At 64.6% G+C, this 23,873-nt stretch carries 5 protein-coding genes; all 5 read right to left on the bottom strand.

What is annotated here, in order from left to right:
- Genes CAG25_RS26670 through CAG25_RS26650 form a run of 5 tightly spaced genes read right to left on the bottom strand, consistent with a single transcriptional unit; the run spans position 1 to position 23,086 of the window.
- Positions 1-207, bottom strand: a complete 207-nt coding sequence (locus CAG25_RS26670; RefSeq protein ID WP_085610222.1) for an MbtH family NRPS accessory protein — start codon at positions 205-207, stop codon at positions 1-3.
- Positions 200-883 carry a hypothetical protein gene (locus CAG25_RS26665; RefSeq protein WP_085610221.1) on the bottom strand — a complete coding sequence of 228 codons (684 nt, stop codon included), beginning with the start codon at positions 881-883 and terminating at the stop codon, positions 200-202. The genes CAG25_RS26670 and CAG25_RS26665 overlap by 8 nt, the downstream gene beginning before the upstream one ends.
- Positions 880-9,975, bottom strand: coding sequence for a non-ribosomal peptide synthetase (locus tag CAG25_RS26660; protein ID WP_085643965.1), 9,096 nt, complete (start codon positions 9,973-9,975; stop codon positions 880-882). Before CAG25_RS26660 ends, CAG25_RS26665 begins: the two co-directional genes overlap by 4 nt.
- A complete protein-coding gene (locus CAG25_RS26655; RefSeq protein WP_085610219.1) occupies positions 9,972-14,084 on the bottom strand; it encodes a non-ribosomal peptide synthetase in 4,113 nt (1,370 codons plus the stop codon). The genes CAG25_RS26660 and CAG25_RS26655 overlap by 4 nt, the downstream gene beginning before the upstream one ends.
- Positions 14,081-23,086: a non-ribosomal peptide synthetase gene (locus CAG25_RS26650; RefSeq protein WP_085610218.1), complete on the bottom strand. Its 9,006-nt coding sequence runs from the start codon at positions 23,084-23,086 to the stop codon at positions 14,081-14,083. Before CAG25_RS26650 ends, CAG25_RS26655 begins: the two co-directional genes overlap by 4 nt.
- Positions 23,087-23,873 lie beyond the last annotated feature (787 nt).

The raw sequence follows: 23,873 nt of genomic DNA, 5'->3' as shown, positions 1-23,873 counted from the left end.
TTATTGGAACGACACCGATGACTGTTCGCGTAGCGAACGCGGGCGCATGTCGATCCAGTGTTCGTTGATGTAATCCAGGCAGACCTGACGCTCGCCACGCATCCCCGCCTCGCTCCAGCCGCTGGCCATCGGCTTGCCCGCCGGCCACAGGGAATACTGGCCCTGAGTGTTGATCACCACATCGAATAGCAGTTGTGCGTCATTCATGTCGTTCTCCTGTTGAACGTGATTGCAGCGTGGCCAGGCTTCGCTCGAGCCCGGCGGCGAGATGGTTGAGTGCGGCCTGCCGCTGTTCGTCGCTCGAAGCGCAGGCCCCGACGTAAACCCGCACCGACGCCCCGCAGACCTGAGCGCAGGTGTCTGCATCGTCGGCCGCGAAAGCCCGGGCCGACACCTCGGCATTGGCGCTGGCATGAGCCTGGGCAAACGCGGTGGCGGCGGCCTCGGTATTGAGTTGCGCGTAGTACTCGGCGAACGCCTCGGCATCGCCGAAATGCTCGGCAATCATGGCGCGGTTGGCCGGTGCGAGGCCGTAGGTCAGCGCACTGGCGTGGGCCTTGGCGTACGCCGCGTCGTAGGCGTAGGCCTTGCGATACAGCGCCAGCAATACCGGTTTGAGCGCGGCCCGCCATTCGCCCTGACGCCCGAGCACGCCGAGTGCCGCCCGCTGATGCAGGCTTTGCAACGCGAGCAGCGCCTGTCGATGTTCCGGCAAGGCTTCGCCGAGCATCGGCAGGACCACGTCGGCCTGCCAGCGATGAAACAGCTGAAACGGCACATGACCCTGCAGTTGCCTCAAGCGCAAGGCCGCGTTCGGCTCGGCTTCGCACAATACCTTGGTCAAGGCCAGCCACCATCGCGGCATCGAGATCGGTTCATTCATGGCGCCGGCTCATCCGTACCGATGACTTCGGCCAGCAACCGCGCCCAACGGCCCGCCACGATGCCGTAGTGGTCGGTGTCCAGGGTTTGCCAGCTGCGCAACTGCGGCAGCAAGGCCTGCCAGTTGCGTTGCAGGTCATCCGGATTCCAGGCATTGCCCAGCCCGTAAGGATTGGCGTGCCCGGCGATGAACAACCGCACCGCTGTGGTCGCCAGCTCTGGCGGTCGGAAGACGACCATGCTGGCCATGTTATTGCGGCAGCACACGGTCAGCCGTTGCAGATACGCCTGACGTTCTTCGGCCATGCCCTGCCCTTCGACCTCCGGCCAGCGCTGGGCGAACTCGCGCTGGAACACCTGCTCGATGGTCTGCTCGTCGATGCCGGCCAGTTGCGCACCGGCATCCGGCGCGGGCGGGTCGATCAGGTACAACAACGGTTGCCTGAACCCGTCAGCCTGGGCCTGATGACACAAGGCCTGCGCCACCCACGCACCGAACGACCAGCCTCCCAGACGCCAAGTGCAGCCGTGCGGAAGATGTTCCTTGATCGCCTCCAGATACCAGCGTGCACGCTCGTCCACGCTGATGTTCGGCAACTGCGGCAGGCGCAGCGCCGGGTCGGCGATCACGCACACGCCCAGCTCCGCCGGCAGCCCCGAGACCAGTTCCCGATAGGCCTGAACATCGCCGCCCACCGGGTGGATCAGGTACAGCCAGTCGCGCCCGGCTCCGGCATGCCATTGATCGATCCGCACCGCGTCGTGCCAGCCGTACGGTGCAGCAGGGGGCGCCTCTTCAACCGTGGCGGTCGAGACCAGCCCCAGCACCTCGTTCAGGCTGACCTTGTGGCTGAATTGCGACAGCTGGAATACCTCACCGGTGGCCGCTTGCAGTTCGTCGATCAGGTCGAGCAGCGTCAGCGAGTCCGCGCCCAGGTCGTACAGCGAATCGTCATCTTCCAGCTCGGCCACACCGAGCCACTTGCACAGGCACTCACGCAGGCGCGCCGACAGATCCACGCCCTTCGGCGCCTCGACCGCTGCGGCCACGGCACCATGGCGAACCGGATAAAACCGCCGCGCCGTGTCGATGCCGGTGGTGGAGATCAGCAGCTGCGGCAACTGCGTCGCCATCGCCAGATCGAACACCCGACAGCCCTCTTCCGCCGACAGGCCAACCGCCAGATGCTCCAGATGCGCGGCGTCTCCACCGTTGCTAGTGGTGGCCATGCCGATGTCGCGCCAGATGTCCCAGTTGATCCCCAGTCGCAAGCAAGTGTCGGCGGGGTTCGGGCGATAGTGGGTGAAGCCGTCGAGCACTCCGCTGGCCGCCGCGTAGTCCAGATGCCCCGCGCCGCCGAACAGTGCCGACATTGACGAGCAATACAGGACAAAACCCGGTGTCAGGTGTTCGATCAACGCCTCGACCGCCAGCATGCCGCGAGTCTTGGCGGCCATGGTCTCGGCCATTTGCCGAGGATCACGGTGGCGAATCAGACTGCCTGCACCGACGCCCGCCGCATGAATCACCCCGCTCAGGCGACCATAACGAACGGCCAGTTGGTCGAGTACCTGCGGCCAGCGCGGCAGGTCGGCGATGTCCGCTTTGATGCAGTCGATCCGCGAAGCGTAAGCCGCCAGAGACGCCGGCAGTTGCCCCTGACGCGAGAGCAGCACCACACGGCGCGCGGGTGCCTGTAGCAGGTGTTCGCACAGGGTTCGGCCGATGCCGCCGCTGCCGCCCAGCACGAGGAATGTTCCATCTTCCGGTAAAAGAGACGTCGTTGCCGGGCCGTTCAAAGGCTGAGGCAGCAAGCGCGGCTGCCACAGGTAACCGTCGCGCACTGCCATTCGCCGAGGCAATGAAACCGGATCGGCAAGCAACGCTGCCAACCCGCCGGCCTGCGCTTCGATTCGCGACGACGGCAAATCCAGCCAGTGGCAACGCACCGGGTATTCCTGCGGCACCACTTCAGTGATGCCGGCCAGCGCTGCCAGTTCGGGCCGTCGCACCTCGCCGTCCACCGGGCATGCCTGCCATGACATCAACCACAACCGCAGCCGTGTCGTGCGCGGGGTTTGCCCCCAGGCCTGCATCAGCGCACTGACCGTGTCCAGGCAAGCCCACTGCGCCAGATCCAGCGATTGCTCGTTGACCGCGCCCGACACCGCCAGCGGCAAGGCATGCAGCCAGTCGAGTTCGCCGAGTTCAGGTTCTGCGACCTCGGCGAGCAAGCGGTTCAGGGCTTCGATGTCCAGCGGATCAAGTTCGAAACGGTCCGCGCTCAGGCGCTTGAAGCCATTGCCGGTGCGCACTTGAATCACGCGTCGATAGACAGTGTTCAGGCTCGCCAGCAAGGTCGATTCGGGCGCGTCATGGCTGCACAGAATCAGCACCTCACGGGATTCCGCCGTCGCTGTCGCGCTCAGGCGCCGGGTGCGCACCCACTGGCGCTGGTGGAACCAGTCCGCCAGCGGTTGCCGCTCAAGGGCTGGCGCAGCAGGTTGGTTAGCCACGGGAGTCTGGAAACGATACGGCTGAAGATCGAACGATGACGGCGGCAAATCCCAGGGCGGCGGTGCCGAGCGCTGCGGCCACTGGATATTCGCGCCTTCGTACCAGGCGTCCAGCAGCGCCTGCGGCGATTGATCACGGGCGATCACCTGCGCGCTTGAGACCGTGATTTCCTTGATCGCTGTCGGCTGCGATGGAATGTCATCACCCGACCGGCAGACCATCGCGAAGCGCCAGCGCAGCTGCCGACGACCTGACTGCAAGTGCCGCAGCAATGCAGTCTGCTGTTCCGGGTTCGCGTGCAGGTATTCGCGAATCGCCGCGATATCGCGCAGCAACTCCGCCCGGCTATGGGCCGAGATCATCAGCAGCGGCAATGTTTCCTCGACCGTTTCCTGCGCCGTGGGCGCAGCGCCGACGATGACATGCGCATTGGTCCCGCCAATCCCGAAACTGCTGACACCGGCCAGTCGCCGCCGCCCTTGCGGCCATGGCCGGGACGTGGTCGGCACATAGAACGGCGAATGCTGCAGATCGATCTGCGGGTTGATCCGGCCAAAACCAAGGTTCGGCGGCAGCACGCCATGGAACACCGCGAGGCTGGCGCGAATCAGCCCGACTACCCCCGCCGCCGCGCCCAGATGACCGATCTGGCTTTTTACCGAAGCCAGCGCGCATTGGCCGGCCGGCGCATCGCCGAAAGCCTTGGTCAACGCCGCGACTTCGATCGGATCGCCCAGCAAGGTGCCGGTGCCGTGGGCCTCGATGTAGCCAATGTCGGCACCGGTCAATCCGGCCCGGTTCAAGGCATCGCGGATGACCGCGCTCTGCCCCGCCACCGACGGCGCGGTGTAACTCATCTTGGCCCGGCCATCGTTGTTCAACGCCGAGCCTTCGAGCAGCGCATAGATCCGGTCACCATCGGCCCACGCCCTGGCCAGCGGTTTGAGCACCACCACGCCGTAACCACTGGCGCCAAGGGTGCCGCTGGCGTCGTTGCTGAACGGACGGCACAGACCGTCGGCGGAAAAGATGTGCTGCGAGCGATGCCGGTAGCCCTCGGTCAGGGTCGGGTCGATCAGCACCCCGGCCGCGAGCATCACGTCGCTGTCGCCCTGCCGCAGCATCGAACTGGCCAGGTGCACGGCGATCAGCGAACTGCCGCAAGCGGCCTGCACGCTCAGGGCCGGACCGTTGAGGTCCAGGTGATACGCGGCTTTGGTCGCCAGAAAATCCTTGTCGTGATGCAGCGCCAGTTGAAAACCGTCCGGCAGATCGTCGTCGGCGGTTTCGCGCAGCATTTGCTGGAAGTACGTGGTTTCGCCGCAACTGGCGATCAGGCCGATGCGCGGACCGTCCGCCGACGGAACGATGGCCGCGTGTTGCAGGGCCTGTACGCAGGCCATCAGCAGATGCCGCTGTTGCGGGTCCATCAGGCGCGCTTCCTGGCGGCTGATGCCGAAGTACTCGGGATCGAAATCGAGCAGGCCCGCCAGTTGGCTGCGGGCACCGACCAGGCCTTCTTCGGCAGCAAAGTGCTCGATGCCCAGCTCATTGCCTTGCACCATGGCCCAGAACTCGGACAGGTTCTGCGCCCCGGCCACATTGACCGCCATGCCGATGATCGCCATCGGCTGATGACCAGCATCGGTTTGCCGTACCTGCTGCACCGCTGCCACTGGCGCGGTCGACAGATGCGCCGCCAGACGCCGCACCGTGACGTGTTCGAACAGGTCGGCCATCGTCACCTTGTGCGGCAGTTCTTCGGCGTAACGACCATGCAAACGCATGAGGCCGAGGCTGGTGGCGCCGGCCTCGAAGAAGGTCTGCTCCGGCTCGATGTCACGGCCGATCACACCCTGGAACAACTCACTCAGTTGCCGTTCCAGTGCGCTCAATTGAACACTCGGTTGTGGCGCACTGCGCCGCTCCAAAGCCTCGCCCAGATTCGGCAAGGCCTTGCGGTCGATCTTGCCGCTGGGGGTGCGTGGCCAGCGGTCGATCCGCCGGTACTCATCGATTCGCACATGGGCCGGCAGCAGTTGCGCGACCTGACGATCCAGCGCTTGCGACGTTGGAGGTTCGCCTTCGAGTTGCAGCCAGGCGATCAACCGGGGCGGATCGGCCTGCACCGCCACCACCGCGTTGACCACTTCCGGCATCTGCATCAGTGCCGCCTCGATCTGCCCCAGCTCCAGACGATGGCCGCTGAGTTTGATCTGCTGATCGTCACGCCCCAGGTAATGCAGGCAGCCTTGGGCATCGGCCCACGCCAGATCGCCGGTGCGGTAGTACAAACAGTCGTCTGCCAGCTCGACAAACCGTGCGGCGTTCAGGGCAGGATCGGCCAGATAACAGCGGGCAACCATCGGCCCGGCCACCAGCAGATAGCCGCGAGAGCCGTTGGGCACCGGGCGGTCGTGTTCATCCACCAGCAGCAACCGCGCATTGCCGAGGGCATGGCCGATCGGCGCGCGCAGTGGCCAGTTCCGCGCCACGGGCGGCAGGCGCAAGGCACTGACCACGTGGGTTTCGGTCGGGCCATAGTGGTTGAACAGCGACGCCTGTGGCATGCCGTCGAACCAGTTGCGCAGCGCATCGGTGCAGAGCAATTGCTCGCCGGCCGTGATCACCTCGCGCAACGCCGACGGGTAAATGCCCCGAGTCATGGCGGTTTGCGCCAGATGCTGCAAGGCCACGTACGGCAGAAACAGGCGCTCGATTCGCGCCTCGACCATGTAATCCAGCAACGCCTCGGCATCCTGACGCCAGCGCGGCGTGATCAGGTGATAACAACCGCCGCCGCACAGGGTGCTGAAAACCTCCTGGAACGACACATCGAACGACAGCATCGAGAACTGCAGCGTTACCGCTTTCGCCGGCAACTGCCCCTCGGTGCGCTGCCATTGCAGCAGGTTGCACAGGGTTCGCTCGGACACTTGCACCCCTTTGGGCGTGCCGGTCGATCCGGAGGTGAACAGCGTGTACAGCGGCCGTTCGCCGGCGTGGCGTGGACGCTCGAACGTTCCGGCATCGGCGCGCAGATCGACCCGATGGGTGGCGAATCGTCCGGCGTTCAGGTCATCCAGTGCAGCCTTGGTCGCGTCGCTGAACAGCACGCAATGCGGCTGCGCCTGCTCCAGCACCTGACGCTGAATCGCCACCGGGTAAGCAGGGTCCAGCGGCACGGCGGTCAGGTTGAGTTTGGCCAGCGCCAGCAAGGCGACAATGTGCTCCACCGAGGCATCGAGGAACAGCACGACATGCAACGGCGCGTTCCCGGCCGGCAACGGATGGCGCTCGATCAGGTTTGCCGCCAGAGCATCGGCCAGCGCATTCAGCTCGCTGTAGCTGAGGCGCTGCTGGCCTTGAACCAGCGCGACCGCCTCCGGTGTGCAGTGCACTTGATGCTCGAACCCGTCCGCCAGTGTGTTGAACGGCAGCGCAATCTGCGGACCTTCGCTGGCGGGTGGCAGGCTGCGTCGATACGGACCGAGCAAATCGTTGAGGTTGGCCGCCGGGTTTTCCAGCAACAGATCCAGACCCCGGCGGAACAGCGCGTTCAACGCCCGCATCTGTTCGGCATCGAAATAGCTGCACTGATATTCCCACCAGCATTCCAGCTGCGACCCGCTCCCAACCATCAACAACGTCAACGGGCACTTGGCATGTAACTGCTCGTTGAATGCCAGCGTGGCGCGCAGGTTTGAGTCGGCCAGTGCGGCGTAGTCAGTGTTTTCCAGCACGAACATGAAGTCGAACAACGAGGGGCTCGACGACAGCCGCAGGTCTTCCACCAGATCCGCCAGCGCCACGTCCTGCAACGCCAGCACCTCGCGCACGGTGGCGGTCTGTTTGCGCAACTGCTCGCTCAACGTGGATGCGTGTTCAACGGCGGTCGGGATCAGCACGGTGTTGGCAAACATGCCGACGGTGTCTTCGAACTCCGCCAGTGGCCGGTTGGCCACCGGGCTGGCGATCCGTGGCCGCTCGCACCCGGTCAGGGCGTACAGGCTCCAGGCGAAGACACTGAACAGCACTTCGAAACGGGTCAGCCGTTGTTGGGTGCAAAAGCGCTCGAGGGCGGCGCTGCGCAGGGTGCCCAAGGGTTCGCGGTGCAGCCGGGCGTCGGGGCTGACCTCGCGCATTGGCATCAATGCAGGCGACGGTTCTTCCTGACGGCGATGCAATTCGGCGAGGGCGCGGCGCTGGTCGCGATAATGCGGATCGACGCTCCACTGACGCTGCCACTGGCCAAACTCCAGCGTCGTCAATCGGGCGACCGGTTGCAGGCTGTCGCAGCCTTGCAGGGCATCGGCGTAAAGCTGCGTCAGGTCATCGAACAACAGGTTCACCGACCAGCCATCGACGATGATGTGATGCAGGTTCAGCAACAGCCGGCAGCTGCCATCGGCGAACGGCAGCAGCCAGGCTTGAAACAGATTCGGGGTGGTCAGGTCGAACGGCGCGGCGAACACCAGCTCGGCGAAAGCCTGCCAGTTGTCCTCGGTGAAATGCCCGACCGCGAAGGTGCGACAGGTCGGCCCCTGCTCGGCGATTACTTGATCGAGTCCGTCGGCACCCGCCGCGAATGCCGTGCGCAATCCCGGATGACGCTGCACCAGACGCCCCAAAGCCTCGGCCAGTGCCGCAACTTCGACACCTGCCGCCAGATGCAGAATCAGCGGCACGCTGTAGGCGGTCGAGGTCGGCGAGCGTTGTTGCAACAGCCACAGGCGGCGCTGTTCGGCGGTGGCCGGCAGGCGTCTGGCGCTGCTGATCGGAGGCGCGGGTGGGTAAATCGACTCGCCGTTCGTCTCACCGCTCAGTTGTGCGGCCAATGACGAGAAAGGCTCGTTGAGCAACGTATTGATGGCGATCTCTCGCTGCCAGTGGACACGAATCGCCGAACGCAGGCGCAGCGCCTTGAGCGAATCGCCGCCACTGCCCAGCCAGTCGTCCTGCGCGCTCAGAGCCGGTTGGCCGAGCAGCGAGCGGGCCTGACTCAGCAACCAGTCCAGCGCCGGTGAAGCGTTTTCGTTATCCGTAGCCGCCAGGACTGGATGCCACGGACTCAACCCTTGGGCCAGCAAGCCATCACGATCGATCTTGCTATTGGCCGTCAGCGGCAGGCGCTCCAGCAGAAACAACTGGTGCGGCCGCATATACGGCGCCAGTTGTGCCCGCAGATGGTTTTCGAAGGCGTGATAGTCCAGATCCCCGCGCGGCACGATGAACGCCAGCAACTGATGATCTTCAGCCGCCTGACGCCGGGTGCAGACGTACACCTGCGCCACGCCCGGATGCTCCAGGATCCGTTGCTCCACCTCCCCCGGCTCGATCCGGAAGCCGCGAATCTTCACCTGCCGGTCGACCCGCCCCAGGTACTCGATCAAGCCTTCGGCATTGCGCCGCACCAGATCGCCGGTGCGGTAATGCACCTGAGCGCCACCGTCGAGGTCGGGCAAACGGACGAACTGGCGAGCAGTTTCTTCGCGCCGGTTGCGGTAGCCACGGGCGACACCGCTGCCACTCAAATACAGCTCGCCGACCTCGCCCGCCGGCACCGGGCGTTGCTGCTCATCCAGCACCTGCACGCCGGTATCCGGCAACGGTCGGCCAATAGGCGCCGAGTCACCGGCAAAATCGCGGCTGATCGGCCAGCACAGGGCAAACGTGGTGCATTCGGTGGGGCCGTAGACGTTGAAGATCCGGCAGCGGCTCTCAGGGTTGGCCCGATACCAGCCGCGCACGGCGGCAGCGCTGATCTGCTCACCGCCGATCAGCACCTGACGCATGCTGGAAAAGCACGACGGCCACTCGGCAATCAACGTGTTGAACAGCGACACGGTCATGAACAGATTGTCGACCTGGGTGCGCTCCAGCACCTCAGCCAGTCGACGCGCGTCCAGCACGTCCTCGTCGGCGATCATCACGCAGCAACCGCCATTGAGCAGCGGCGCCCACAGTTCGAAACTGCACGCATCGAACGCCGGGTTGGACAGGCAGGCGAAGCGGTCCGTCGGGCGAATCTCGATATAGCCGTCGGTGTGCGCCAACCGCAACAAGCCACGCTCGCCAACCTCGACCGCTTTTGGCGTGCCGGTGGTGCCCGAGGTGTAGAACAGGAACATCACCTCGGCAAAGTCTTCGGCCAGTGTTTGCGGCGGAGCGTCCGGCTGATCGAGCAAGGCCTCGACGCTGGTTTGCCACAGTGAAGGCGACCACGCCGATTCTTCGCCCAGGGTAATCAGACCGACACACGCCGCATCCGCCAGCATCAGTTCCCGGCGTTTGCGTGGGCTGGCGCGATCCAGCGGCACCACCACCGCGCCGACTTTCAGGGCGCCGATAATCGCTGCCAGCCACTGCCAGCAGCGCGGCATGCACAACGCCAGCGACTGGCCGGGCTCGACGCCGCGCGCCAGCAACCCTCGGGCGATGCGCTCGCTGGCGCTGGCCAGTTCGGCGTAAGTCAGCGTGACCGATTGATCGATCACCGCCGAGGCTTGCGGATTACCCGCCACTTGCTCGGCAAAACGCGCGAGCAATGGCCTGTCATTGGACGCACTCATCATTTCGCCTCCTGCGCGTCGAAGCGTTGCAGCTCCCGACGGATGATTTGCGAGACCCGGTGGATTTCCGCGCTTTCAAGCATGTCCCAGTGCCCGCCGCTGACCAGTTTCGCCAGATAGCCGCTGCCCGCGCGGCGACGCCAGAAGCCACGCAGTTCATGCAAATGATGGCGGCTGAAATCTTCCCGCGCCTGGATCAGCACCACGCGACCGGCGCGCGGCGCGCACTCATAGGCGGCCATGGCCAGGCGGTTGTGGTTGTAGATGTTGAAGTAGCGCTCGACCTGCGCGTCCTCGATGCCGGGGTACATGCCATTGAAACGCACCAGTTTGTCGCGAAACTCGGCCATGTCCACGGTGCCGATCTGTTCGCGGAAACCCGGATCGTCGCTGCCCTGGGTGTCGAGCAGCACCACCGTCACCTGACGATGTCCCGCCGCCGTCAACCGCCGCGCCATTTCATAGGCCACCAGGCCGCCGAACGACAGTCCGGTGAGGATCAGCGGTTGCTCCGTCAGCGGTTCGATCTGGCGCAAGTAGGCTTCGGCCATCGCTTCGACCGTCGGCTCGGTGCTTTCCCCCGGATTCAGCCCCGGCGATTGCACCCCGTACACGCCGGTTTCATCCGGCAGCACCTTGGCCAGCGACAGGTAACAGAACGCCGTGCCGCCCGCCGGGTGAATGCACACCACGTTGTGCTGGCCGCTGCCGCGACGGAATTCGATCAGGTTGCTCTGGGCCAACGCCGGATTCGCCCCGACCCGCAGCCAGCCGCCCAGCGCCTCGATGGTCGGGTAGCTGAGCACCACGCGCACCGGCACTTCGACCGCGAACTGCTGGCTGATTTCATGAGCCATCTTGATCGCGGCGATCGAGGTGCCGCCGACGTTGAAGAAGTTGTCACGAATGCCGATCTGCGGCGCCAGCAACAGGCTTTTCCAGATCTGGTACAGCGCCAGTTCGATGTGATCGCGCGGGCTGCTCAGGTTGACCTGACGATTGACCAATTCCTCGTCCGCCAATGCCGTCAGCGCAGTGCGATCGACCTTGCCGTTGGCAGTCAGCGGCAACACGTCGAGCCACAGATAGCTGCCGGGGATCACCGCTCTGGGCAAGGTTGTCGCCAGATGGGCGTGCACCGCTGCTTCGTCCACGGGTTCGGCCAGCACGCAACAGGCCACCAATCGTTGATCCTGCGCCGCTTCGCCGACCATCAGCACCACGGCGCTGCGGATGCCGGGAAATGCTTCGAGCCGGGCTTCGATCTCGCCCAGTTCCAGGCGCACGCCGCGCAACTTGACCTGAAAATCGTTGCGACCGAGAAATTCCAGCTGACCGTCCGGGCGGTAGCGCGCCAGATCGCCGCTGCGATAGAGCCGATCCCCCACGACAAAGGGGTTGTCGATAAAGCGCTCGGCACTGAGCTGCGCCAGCCCCAGATAACCGCGGGCCACACCGACGCCGCCTATGTGCAGATGCCCGCTCACACCCACCGGCACCGGCTGGTCGTGGTCATCGAGCACGTAAAAACGGTTGTTGGCAATCGGCCGACCGATCGGCAGTTGCCGGGCCGGCACCTCGGCGCCGGGCTCCAGGGTCCAGATGCTGTTGATCACCGTGGTTTCGGTCGGGCCATAGACGTTGTGCAGCCGCGCATGGGGCAGGCGCTCCTGAAAGCGCCGGGCCAGGGCTGGCGGCAGCTCACCGCCGCCGCTGAACACATCCGTCAGCGAAGTACACAGGCTGACTTCCTCGACCTCCAGAAACAGCTGCAACATCGCCGGCACGAACACCAGCGCCGTGACCTTCCGTTCGCGCACCTCGCGCGCCAGATAGGCTGGTTCGTAATGCCCGCCGGGTCGCGCAATAACCAATCGCCCGCCGGTTGCCAACGGCCAGAAGGTCTCCCAGGCCGAGGCATCGAAACCGAACGGGATCTTGTGCAGCATCGCCCCTGCTTCGCCGCAGACCTGCAAACACCACAGCAGCAGATTGCTCAAGCCACAGTGGGCGACCATCGCGCCCTTGGGCAACCCGGTAGTGCCGGAGGTGTAGATCACGTAGGCGAGATGGTCCGGGGTGACGCCGACATGGCGCGGATCAAGATTGTCGGCCGGCAACGACGCCCAGCTCGCGGCATCTTGTTCGAGGTCGAGGATCGGCGCTTCCCAGGTCGAGCCTTGCACGGCTTGGCGCAAAATCCCGTGCGCCGGGCCGAGGGTCAGCAGCACCGCCGGCGTGCTGTCGCCGAGCATATGACTCAGGCGCCCCAGCGGATAATCCGGATCCAGCGGCACGTAAGCGCCGCCGGCCTTGAGCACCGCCAGCAACGCAACCGGCAACTCCAGCGAGCGCTCGATGCACACCGCCACGCGCACGTCCGGGCCAACGCCCAAGGTGCGCAAGTGCCGCGCCAGCCGATTGGCCTGGGCATTGAGCTCGGCGTAGCTCAGGGATTCGCCCTCGAAGACCACTGCGCAGGCCTGAGGGTTGCTCGCGGCCTGCGCTTCAACCAGTTGATGCACGCAGGGCGCCGTTTGCGTCAGCGGCGCGGCGCGGTTGAAGTCGACCAGCACCTGCTGACGCTCCGCCTCGTTCATCAACGGCAAGGCATTGATCGGTTGCTTGGCGTCGGCGGCGATCTGTTCGAGCAAATGACGGTAGTGCCCGCTCAGGCGTTGGATGGTCGCGACGTCGTAGAGGTCGGTGTTGTATTCCACCAGCAAGTCCAGCCGCCCTTCCCGCTCGACCCATTCGAATGCCAGATCGAACTTGGCCGTGGCACTGCTGGTGCCGTACGGCGCCAGTTCCAGGCCGGGCATCTGCACTGCGTTGCCCGGGGTGTTCTGCAGCACCAGCATCACCTGGAACAACGGCGAATGACCGGGATCGCGCGGCGGGTTGACTGCCTCGACCACGCGGTCGAACGGCACGTCCTGATGGGCGTGGACGTCGAGCATCTGGCCCCGGACTTCACGCAACAGCTCGGCGAAGGTCTGCTGCGGATTCAGGCGCTGACGTAGCACCAGCGTATTGACGAAATGGCCGATCAGCGGCTCGACTTCCGGGCGATTGCGGTTGGCGAACGGCGTGCCGATGCACAGATCCTGCTGACCGCTGTGGCGCCACAGCAGCACCGCCAATGCGCCCAGCAGCACGTTGAACAGCGTGCCCTGGGTCTGCCGGCTCAGCGCCGTGAGTTCGCGCAAGGTGCCGCCATCGACCGAGGAACTGAACGTGGCGCCGACATAACGCTGCACCAGCGGTCGTGGCCGGTCGGCGGGCAACGTCGACAACAGCGGCGCGTCGTCCAGGGTGCGCCGCCAGTAATCGAGCTGAGCGTCCAGCGCCGCACCGCCGACGCGCTGTTGCTGCCAACAGGCGTAGTCAGCGTATTGCACCGGCAACGGCGCAAGCGTCGGGGTTTCGCCACGCAGATAATCGCCGTACAGCGTGGCGACTTCGTGCAGGATCACGCCCATCGACCAGCCGTCGGCGATGATGTGATGCACGCTGTAAAGCCACAGGTATTCATCGTCGGCCACGCGCAGTAACGACGCCCGCAGCAGCGGCCCGCTGGCCAGATCGAACGGCGCCCGGGCATCCTGTTCGACGGCGAATCGCACCTGTTGCTCACGCTCGTCGGCAGGCAATTGGCGCAGATCCGTCACCGACAACGACAGCGGCATCGACGGGTGCACCACCTGACGCGGTTCACCGTCGACGCGGCAAAACGTCGTGCGCAGGACTTCGTGGCGGGCCACCAGTTGGTTCAGCGCCCGCTCCAGCTGCACGACGTCCAACTGCCCTTTCAGCGTTACCGCCGTCGGCACGTTGTAGAACGGGCTGCCGGGTTCCAGTTGATCGAGAAACCACAGTTGCCGCTGCGAGAAGGACAACGGCCAGGACGTGTGCGTGCCGGATCGGCGGGGAATCGCCGCGTCATCGTGCCCGCCGAGCAAGGCGATCAGTTCCTGTTTGTGACGTTTGAGCGCCAGGGTCAGTTCTTCGGTGAGAAACCCGCGCGGCGCCTTGCAGCGCAGCCTGTCACCGTCCACCTCGAGCACCACGCCATGGCGAGCGAACAACGCCAGCAATTGATCGGCATTCATACTTCGAACTCCTCCATGTCTTCATCGTCCAGGCTGGCGGTCGCAGGCTCGCTGGCAAACACCTCGACTGGCGCGCGGTGTTGTTCATCGGCCGTGCGCAGGCCGCCGATCATCGAGTAGATCAATTCATGGCTCGGCCCGAGATCGAACAGCGTCTTCAGTTGTTGTTCCTCGACCGAACCGATGCCGCACAGGCCCAGGCCGTGCTCGACGGCGGTCATGCTCAGCAACTGGGCCATGGCGCCGCTTTCGATGTGGCAGAAGTCGCGGCTGCGCTCGCCGTACAACGGACGAATCGCCGCCATGTCGGCGATGAAAAACAGCGAGAACGCGGCGTTCTCATACACCGGACGGTTGACGAAATAGTCGTAGGTGTCCGGGTCGAGCGCTCCGCTCTGGAGCGCCAGCAGACGATGCTGGCGGGGATCGTAGTAATACGCGCCGCCGGGCACGCCGAGCACGCGATCCGCTTTGATGTAGAGGTAGGCCTGAATCGGGTACAGCCCGCCCGCCGACGGGAACTGGTATTTCACTTCGCCGTCGAGTTGCCCCTGGGCCAGCGCTGCCAGTACGTGCGCGAAGGCCTGGGTGGCGATCGGTTGCCGATCGTATTGACGCACCGAGCGGTAATCGCTCAAACGTCGGGCGAAGGCCGGGTCTTGCGGCAGGTCCAGCGCCAGCGCCGGCAGGGTCTGAGCGAAGTCGCGGCGTCCGCGCTGTTCAGCCTTGAACTGCGCCCGCTGCTGGGGATCTTCGATCATGTCCTGCGCGGGCTCCGGAGCCTGCTGCACGTTGCCGAGCAGATCCTGACGCGCCCGGTTCTGGCGGTACATGCCAAGCAGATGCAGCAACGTCGGTTGGGCCAGCAATTGCGCCACGTGCGGGCGGAACTTCAAGGCGCCGGACAACGCGTTGCTGATCCTGACGATATCGATCGACGTTGCGCCGAGGTTCAGCAGATTGGCGTTGGCGGCAATGGAATCGCGCTTGAGCACGTCCTGCACGATTTCCACCAGCCGTTGCTCCTGCGGGCCCTCGACTTCGAGCGCCGGCCCTTGTTCCTCGATCTGCTCCGGTTCCGGCAGGCGTTTCTTGTCGACCTTGCCGTTGGACGACAACGGCCACGCTTCAACAAAGGTGAACGACGGCGGAATCATGTAGGCCGGCAGTTTGTCGCTCAGGTACGCGCTGAAATCGCTGGCCTGCAACGCCGGATCGGCCTTGAGCACATAACCCGCCAGGCGCTTCTCGCCCAGCGTGCTGCCCAGAATCCGCACCACCGCGCTCTGCACGCCGGGATGGCGATTGAGCGCGGCCTCGATCTCACCCAGCTCGATGCGATAACCCTGGACCTTGACCTGATTGTCTTCGCGACCGAGGAATTCGATGTTGCCGTCCGGCAGCAAGCGTCCCAGGTCGCCCGTGCGATACAGCCGCTCGCCGGTCAGTGGATGATCGAAGAAACTGCCGGCGCTGAGTTTTTCATCGCGCCAGTAACCTTTCGCCAGGCCGATACCGCCGATGTACAGCTGCCCCGCGACCCAGGTCGGGCGCACTTGCAGCGCTTCGTCCAGCACATAGAAACGCTGATGATCGAGGGCCTTGCCGTAGGGAATGCTGCGCCACGCCGGGTCGACGTGCTGTACCGGGTAACAGATCGACCAGATCGACGCTTCGGTGGCACCGCCCAAGCTGATCAGTTGCAAATCCGGCTGCAAGGCCCAGGCCCGCTCGGGCAGGGTCAATGGAATCCAGTCACCGGACAGCATCACCACCCGCAGGCTGGCGGGCAACGTGCCGCCCTCGCCCTCTACGTACTCGACCAGCATGCCGAGCAGCGCCGGCACCGAGTTCCACAGGCTGACCTGATGACGCTTGATCAATTCGAGCCAGTGCGCCGGATCGAGTGACAGTTGCGGTTCGAGGATGACCACCGCCGCGCCCACCGCCAACGTGCCGAAGAAGTCGTAGACCGACAGGTCGAAACTCAGCGACGAGATCGCCAATACCCGGTCAGTCGGGCCTACGGCAAAGCGCCGATTGATGTCGAGCAAAGTGTTGACCGCACCGCGATGGTCGATCACCACGCCTTTCGGCTGGCCGGTGGAGCCCGAGGTGTAGATCACGTAAGCGAGGTCGCTTTCGCTCACCTGCACCGGTTGCAGCAGTCCATCGTTTGAAACTTCATCGGTCACGGCAATGGTCGTGACTTGCGCCGGCCATTCGATTTTTTCGAGCAGCGCCGGTTGGGTCAGGGCCAGACTCGCCTCGGCCCGTTCCAGAATATGCCGCAGCCGTTCCGCCGGTTGCGTCGGCTCGATAGGCAGGTAAGCGCCGCCGGCATACAGAATCGCCAGCGTTGCGACCACCTGCTCCCAGCCGCGCTCCATCACCACCGCGACCAAGCGGTTCGGCAGCACGCCCTGCGCTTGCAGTCGGGCGCCGAGTTGTCGGGCCTCAAAACGAAGCTGGGCGTACGTCAGTTGCCGCGTACCAATCACCGCCAGTGCATCCGGTGTGGCGAGGGCCTGACGTTCGAACAGTTCGTGCATCAGCGGCAGGGTTTGCTGATTGTCGACCGGTGCCGGCAAGCGTGCCTGCGGCAGCAGTTGCGGCGTGTTTGCGCCCCAGGCTGCCGGCTCGCAGAGGCTGTCGAGCAGGGTGTTATAGGCGACGAACATCTGCTCGATCATGCCTTGCGGGAACAGTTCGTCGATGCTGTCCCAGTTGAACAGCAGGCGCCCTTCCAGCTCCAGCAACGTGTGGTCGAGCCACACTTGCGGGGTCTGGGTGATGCTGTGCATGTGCTTGGCATTCAATGCGTCGGCCAGGTTGAATTCGGCCAGTTCCGGCGCCGCTTCCGACAGCGTGCTGTTGAACACGATCGGCATCGCCGTCTGCTGCACGCCCCGGGCCTGGGACAATTCGCGCAGTACCCGCACACCGCTGACCACCGAATGGTCGATGTCGCGCCACAGTTGCGCCTGCACCGCGCGGGCCTTGTCGGTGAAACTCTGCGAACCGTCGATACCGACCTCCAGCAGCACCAGCGAGGTGAAGTCGCCAATGATTTCATCGACATCCGGGTGCAGCGGCATGCGGTTGAACAGCGGCAGGCTCAGGGTGAAACGTGGGGTGCGGCTCCACAGCGCCAGCACTTCGCTGAACGCGGTCAGCAGCATCACCGATGGCGTCACGGCAAACTGTTTGGCCACGGCTTTGAGCCGCGTCCACTGCGCCGCCGACATGTCGCGGTCGCGGCGGGTGAAGTGCGGGTTGGCGATGCTTTCCGGCTGGCGTACCAGCGGCAGGTCCGGCGCCGGGGCCAGAGTGGTCACCCGCTCACGCCAGTAGCCCAGCGCCTGCTCGTAACGGCGGCCATTGCGCAGCTGTTGTTCGGCCAGCACATAGTCGCGGAAAGTCAGGCCAGGTGCCGCCAGTTCCAGGTTCGGATCGACGTAGAACGCCATCAGTTCGCGGGCGAGAATCTGCGTGCTCGCGGCGTCGACGATCAGCGCGTCGAGGCTGATGTGCAAATGGGTGATGCCGTCATCGAGCAACGACAGGCTGAACTCGAACAGCGGCCAGCGACTGGCATCCAGCACCTGATGGGACTGGCGTTCGCGGGTCGCTTCCAGCGTGCGCTGCGCCTCTTCGGCGGGTAAACCGCGCAGATCGCTGCGAGGCATGCGATAGGTCGGCACCTGCGCCAGCACTTGTTGCGTGCCGTCGCTGAGGAACACCACGCGCAGCATGTCGTGGCGCTGGATCATGCGATTCAAGGCGTGTTCGAAACGTTCGGCGTCGAACTCGGGAATGCGCAGTTCTTCGTAGCCGTGAGCGCTGACGCCACCGAGGCTGACCGTGGCCTCGCGCCCGAACCAGTAGGCTTGCTGGATATCGGTCAGGGGGAACGGTTCATGTCGATTAGCGCGATCCGGTTCGATCTGAATGAACGCCGGTTCAACGCTCTGATCTTCACGCGAGACCTGCGCCGCCAGATCCAGCAACACCGGAGTCTGGAACAGACTGCTCAGGGACAGTTGCGCGCCCATGCGCTGGTTGATCGCGTAGATCATCCGCGTCGCCAGCAGCGAATGGCCGCCGAGGTCGAAGAAGTTGTCGTGGATGCCAACCCGCTCGCACTTGAGCACTTCGGCCCAGATCTCGGCCATTTGCCGTTCAATGTCGTTGCGCGGCGCTTCGTAAGTCGCGCCGGCGCTGCGTTCCGGTGCCGGCAGCGCCTGGCGGTCGAGCTTGCCGTTGCGGGTCAGCGGCAATTGCGACAGGCGAACCCAGGCACTCGGGATCATGTGTTCGGGCAACTGGCGTTGCAGTTCGGCACGCAGGCATTCAGGGGTCGCGGTGCCGACCACATAGGCCACCAGACGCTTGTCCCCGGCCACGTCTTCGCGCAGCAACACGGCGGCTTCCTGCACGCCGGGTTGTTGGTGCAACAGGCTGTCGATCTCACCGAGTTCGATGCGGAAGCCGCGCACTTTCACCTGTTGGTCGATGCGTCCCAGGTACTGCACGTTGCCGTCGGCCTGGAATTTCGCGAGGTCGCCGCTGCGGTACATCCGTGCGCCCGGCTCGGCACTGAACGGGTCCGGCAGGAAGCGTTCGGCGGTCAGGTCCGGGCGGTTCAGGTAGCCCCGGGCCAGGCAGGCGCCGGCGATGTACAACTCACCCGCCACGCCGACCGGCACCGGATTCAGATATTGGTCCAGCACATACAGCCGCGCGTTGGCGATGGGACGGCCGATGGGCGGCGCGTCCGGCCAGGATTCGGCCTCGTTGCAATCGAGGCTGAACTGGCTGACCACATGGGTTTCGGTCGGCCCGTACTGATTGTGCAGTTGCGCGCCACCGAGCCCACGGACAAAACCACGCAGCTCGTCATTGATTTGCAGGGCTTCACCGGCGGTGATGATTTCGCAACCACCGGCCGGCATCGGTGCATCGGCCTCGGTCAGGCCGGCGAGTTGCTGCAACACGGCGAACGGCAGGAATGCCCGCTGCACGCCTTCGGCCACCAGGGTCGGGCACAACGCGGCGAGGTCCTTGCGGCTGTCTTCGGTCATCAGCAACAGGCTGCCGCCCTGACACAGCGTGCTGCAGATTTCCTGGAACGAGACGTCGAAGTTCAGCGAGGCGAATTGCAGGACGCGCTGCGGTGCGATGCCCTGATCGAGTTGCCAGGCGATCAGGTTGTCCAACGCGCGACGGTTGTGGGCCACGCCTTTCGGGCGTCCGGTGGAGCCGGAGGTGTAGAGCACGTAGCCGAGGTGGTCCGGGCTCACCGTGACCTGCGGATCATCCGTCGGGTGTTGTGCCCATTGCGCTGCGTCGGTGTCCAGGCAGCAGATTTTCGCCTCGTTGGCCGGCAGCCCGGCCATCAGGCTCGATTGCGTCAGCAGCAAGGTCGGCGCCGCATCGCTGAACATGAACGCCAGACGCTCGCTCGGGTAAGCCGGGTCGAACGGTACGTACGCCGCGCCGGCCTTGAGGATCGCCAGCAGGCCGATGACCATTTGTGGCGAGCGTTCCAGGCACAGGCCGACGCGATGCTCTGGGCCTACACCTTGGTCGATCAGGTAATGCGCTAGGCGGTTGGCCGCGCGATTCAGTTCGCCGTAACTAATTTGCTCACGATCGGCGAGCAGCGCCACGGCGTGGGGCGTTTGCCGGGCAAGGGTTTCAAAACGCGCCACGCAACCGGGCAACGACACGGTATCCCGCGCGGTGCGGTTCCAGTCGTGAACGATCTGCTGGTGTTGCTCGGCGTTCAGCAGCTTGATCGCGGCCAGCGACTGCTCGCTGCCCTCGACCATCTGCGTCAGCACCCGGCGCAGGTACTCGCCGAACTGCTCGACGGTGCCGCGCTCGAACAGCCCCGAGGCATATTCCAGACCGCCGACGATCTGCCCGTCACGCTCACTGAGCGCCAGTTGCAGATCGAACTTGGCCACGTGGTGGCTGCTCTCGACCGGCGTAATGTCGAGCCCGGACAGCAGCAGGTCGGAATCCTGATCCTGCTCCCAGGCAAACAGCACCTGGAACAAAGGACTGTGGGCCAGGCTGCGCGGCGGGTTGAGCAATTCCACCACTTGCTCGAACGGCAGGTCCTGATGTTCCTGAGCCTCCAGCGCCACTCGCCGTGCCTGTTGCAGCCATTGCGCCACGGACGGCGTCCCGGACTGAGTCATGCGCAGCGCGAGGGTGTTGACGAAGAAACCGATCAGCCCTTCCAGTTCCTGCTGCGGGCGGTTGGCCGATGGCACGCCGATCACCACGTCGCTTTGCCCGGAAAGACGCGACAGCAGCAGTGAAAAACCGGCCAGCAAATTCATGAACAACGTGGTGCCTTGCTGCATGCCCAGGGCTTTCAGGCGTGCGGTCAGGGCGGCATCGAAGACCAACGGAACAAAGCCGCCGAGGTAATCCTGCACGGGCGGGCGCTTGTGATCGGTCGGCAACTCCAGCAGCACCGGCGCGCCGCTGAGGGTTTCGCGCCAGTAACGGCTTTGCTGCTCCAGCACGTCGCCGGACAGCCATTGCTTTTGCCACACCGCGTAATCCACGTACTGCACCGGCAAGGGCGGCAGCGGATCGTCGCGATCCTGCAACGCCGCTGCGTACAGCTGACCGAGCTCGCGGGTGAGCACACCCATCGACCAGCCGTCAGAAATGATGTGATGCTGGGTCAGCAGCAAGACATGGTCATCCGCCGCCAGCCGCAGCAGGCTGACCCGCATCAGCGGGCCCCGGCTCAGGTCGAAGGGTCTGGCGCCTTCCTCGTCGATCAAGCGGCTCAGGCGTTCTTGCGCATCGAGCCCCTGCACGTCAGTCACCGTCAGCCGGACACTGTGCGCAGGCGGCGAAACCAACTGCCGCCCTTCCCCTTCAACGGCGATGAACGTCGTGCGTAACGCCGCATGGCGCGCCACCAGTTGATTGAAGCTGCGTTCCAGTGCCGGCACGTCCAGCGAACCGCGCAAACGCAGGTTCAACGGCATGTGATAGGCAGCGTTGCCACCCTCCATTTGTGCCAGAAACCACAGGCGCTGCTGAGCAGACGACAACGTTTGCGCGCCCGCGCGTTCAAGGGCCGTGATGGCCGGGCGAGCCGCCGCCTGACTGGCTTGCAGCCGTTCGGCGAACGCCGCCAGAACCGGTGCGGCAAACAGCGCCGAGGGCGCCACTTCCAGCCCCAGCGCATGACGAACCTGCGCCAGCACGCGCATCACCAGCAGCGAGTGACCGCCGAGGGCGAAGAACTGATCCTCACGCCCTACCCGCTCCACGCCGAGCACGTCGGCCCAGATTGCGGCGAGCGCGGTTTCCAGCGGGCCTTGTGGTGCCTGGTACTCCTGCTGATCGAACGCCTCGACGTCCGGCGCCGGCAGATTTGGCCGATCGACCTTGCCGTTGGCGGTCAGCGGCAGTGCATCGAGACGCACAAACGCGGTCGGCACCATGTAGTCCGGCAGGCTGATTTGCAGTTGTTCGCGCAGTGAGCGCGGGCTCAGCGTTGAGTCTGGTTTTTCGCAGTAGTAAGCGACCAATCGCGGTTCACCGGGACTGTCCTGGCGCAGCGACACCACGCTTTCGCGCACGCCCGGAATGTCCGCCAACCGGGTTTCGATTTCCCCCAGTTCCAGACGCAGGCCGCGCAATTTGGCCTGGGAATCGTTGCGGCCAAGGAATTCCAGTTGGCCGTCGGTCCGGTAACGCGCCAGATCGCCGGTGCGATACAGACGCTCGCCCGCCACGAACGGGCTGTCGATGAAACGCTCGGCGGTCAGTTGCGGCAGGTTCAGATAACCGCGCGCCACGCCGACGCCACCGATGTACAGCTCACCGGCGACACCCTCGGCAACTGGTGCGCCGTCAACGTCGAGCAGGTAAATCCGGGTGTTGGGCAGTGCCCGGCCGATGGGCAGCACTGGGTCGATCTGGCTGTTTTCGGTGAGCTCGAAACAGGTGCTGTCGATGCTCGCTTCGGTCACGCCGTAGGCCTGGACGATCTGCACGCGATCACCGCAAAGCCTGCGCAATTGCCGGGCGCTGTGGGCGGTCCAGATGTCGGAGCCGCAGACCACGGTGCGCAGGAACGACAGGTCGTGGCCGGTCTCTTCGACCCACGCCAACAGTGGATTGAGCAGCGCCGGGACGAAGTCGGCAAAGCCGATGCGCGCGTCACGCATCAGGCGATAGAGGGCCGGCGGGTCCATCAGGGTGTCCCGTGGGCAGAGCACCAGCGTGCCGCCAAAACCCAGTGCACGGATCAGGTCGGCGCTGAACACGTCGAAGGAAAAACCGGCCATTTGCAGGTGGTTGATCGGCTCGCCCAACTCATAGAGTTGCGCCCAGTCAGCGCTCACCGCAACCAGCCCGCGATGCTCGACCATCACGCCTTTCGGGGTGCCGGTGGAACCGGAGGTGTAGATCACGTAAGCCAGGTGACGGGGTGTCAGGCCGATCGCATGCGCGTCGGGGTTGTCAGCCGACAGCGCAGCCCAATCGCGGGCGTCGGCCAGATCCAGCAGCGTCGGGGTGGTCGCCGACTGTTCGAGCGCTGCCCGCAAAACACCGCGCGCCTGGCCGTGGGTCAGCACCACCGGCGGTGCGCTGTCGGCCAGCATGTGCGCCAGCCGCGCCTGCGGATAGGCCGGGTCCAGCGGCACATAGGCGCCGCCGGCCTTGAGCACCGCGAGTACGCCGATGAGCATCTCCAGCGAACGCTCCAGACACAGCCCGACCCGCACGTCTGGCCCGACCCCGAGTTTGCGCAGCTGATGGGCCAACCGATTGGCGCGGGTGTTCAGTTCACGATAACTGAGCGCCTTCTGCTGCCAGCGTGCGGCGATGGCCTCGGGGTTGCGCAGCACCTGCGCCTCAAACAGGCCGTGCACGCACAGGTCTGCATGGAACGATTTCAAGGAGCAAACGTCGGGCTGCGCGGAATTCGTCCCACGCAAGGAAGTGTTATCGAGCATCGGAGGCTACCGTCCATGACTACTTTATTTTTGTGATCAGGCCGGGACAGAAATGCCCCGCCAGTCAGGCCCCGGCATCAGATGCCGGCACGGTCATTCGAATTCAGGAGGATGGCGCGGCGCGCGCGTGCAGACTCGCGTTGAACGCGGGCACACGGAGAAATTCGGGGGGAGACAGGCTGGAGAAAAACGCCACCGCGCGGTCGGCGCAGGCAACTGGAAAGTGGGCCGGATCGTTGGCGACAGACGTCGCCCCGTTCATTGCATCGACGATTGCAAACCGCGTGACCAATTGAAACCTCGACTTCCATTTGAGGGTCAACGACGAGGAACAACCTGCGCGGGGATGACAGCGCCAGGGTGGTCCCGATCGGCTGCGACTGCCGGGTCTGTAGACACACGGCAATCTTCTGGCGCCGGGTTTGTGACCCGAAGCGCCGGCGGATAATAACCACGTTTTTTGTTAGGGAGGCAAACAAAATGTAGGAATTCGGTGAAATAAATATCAGCTGTTTCCTACGTCATTGTGACGGTGGCAAAGAGACAGGGATGTCAAAAATGCTCGTACACCGCCCCGCCATTTCTTACAGGCAAAGGGCATGAAAAACCCGCGCAGAGCCTTGATCGGCCAGCGGAAAAACCACCCTTTCAAGCACTGCAACAGACGGGCGCTAACAAGCGCTAACAACGCATAACTGGCAGTCATTCGGCTGTGAAGGCAGGCTTGAACCTCACCGCTGAACGCCGGCCCACCCGCAAATCTTTCCGGCAGCCGCGCTCAGTCGAA

The organism is Pseudomonas sp. B16(2017), assembly GCF_002113205.1.
GTDB lineage: Bacteria > Pseudomonadota > Gammaproteobacteria > Pseudomonadales > Pseudomonadaceae > Aquipseudomonas > Aquipseudomonas pharyngis.
Note: the sequence above shows the minus strand (reverse complement) of the source record. Positions and strands in the feature narration are given on the sequence as shown.

Excerpts from the sequence above, each read along its gene's own strand:
- CAG25_RS26670 (WP_085610222.1), bottom strand. The coding sequence starts at position 207 with ATGAATGACGCACAACTGCTATTCGATGTGGTGATCAACACTCAGGGC.
- CAG25_RS26665 (WP_085610221.1), bottom strand. The coding sequence starts at position 883 with ATGAATGAACCGATCTCGATGCCGCGATGGTGGCTGGCCTTGACCAAG.
- CAG25_RS26660 (WP_085643965.1), bottom strand. The coding sequence starts at position 9,975 with ATGATGAGTGCGTCCAATGACAGGCCATTGCTCGCGCGTTTTGCCGAG.
- CAG25_RS26655 (WP_085610219.1), bottom strand. The coding sequence starts at position 14,084 with ATGAATGCCGATCAATTGCTGGCGTTGTTCGCTCGCCATGGCGTGGTG.
- CAG25_RS26650 (WP_085610218.1), bottom strand. The coding sequence starts at position 23,086 with ATGCTCGATAACACTTCCTTGCGTGGGACGAATTCCGCGCAGCCCGAC.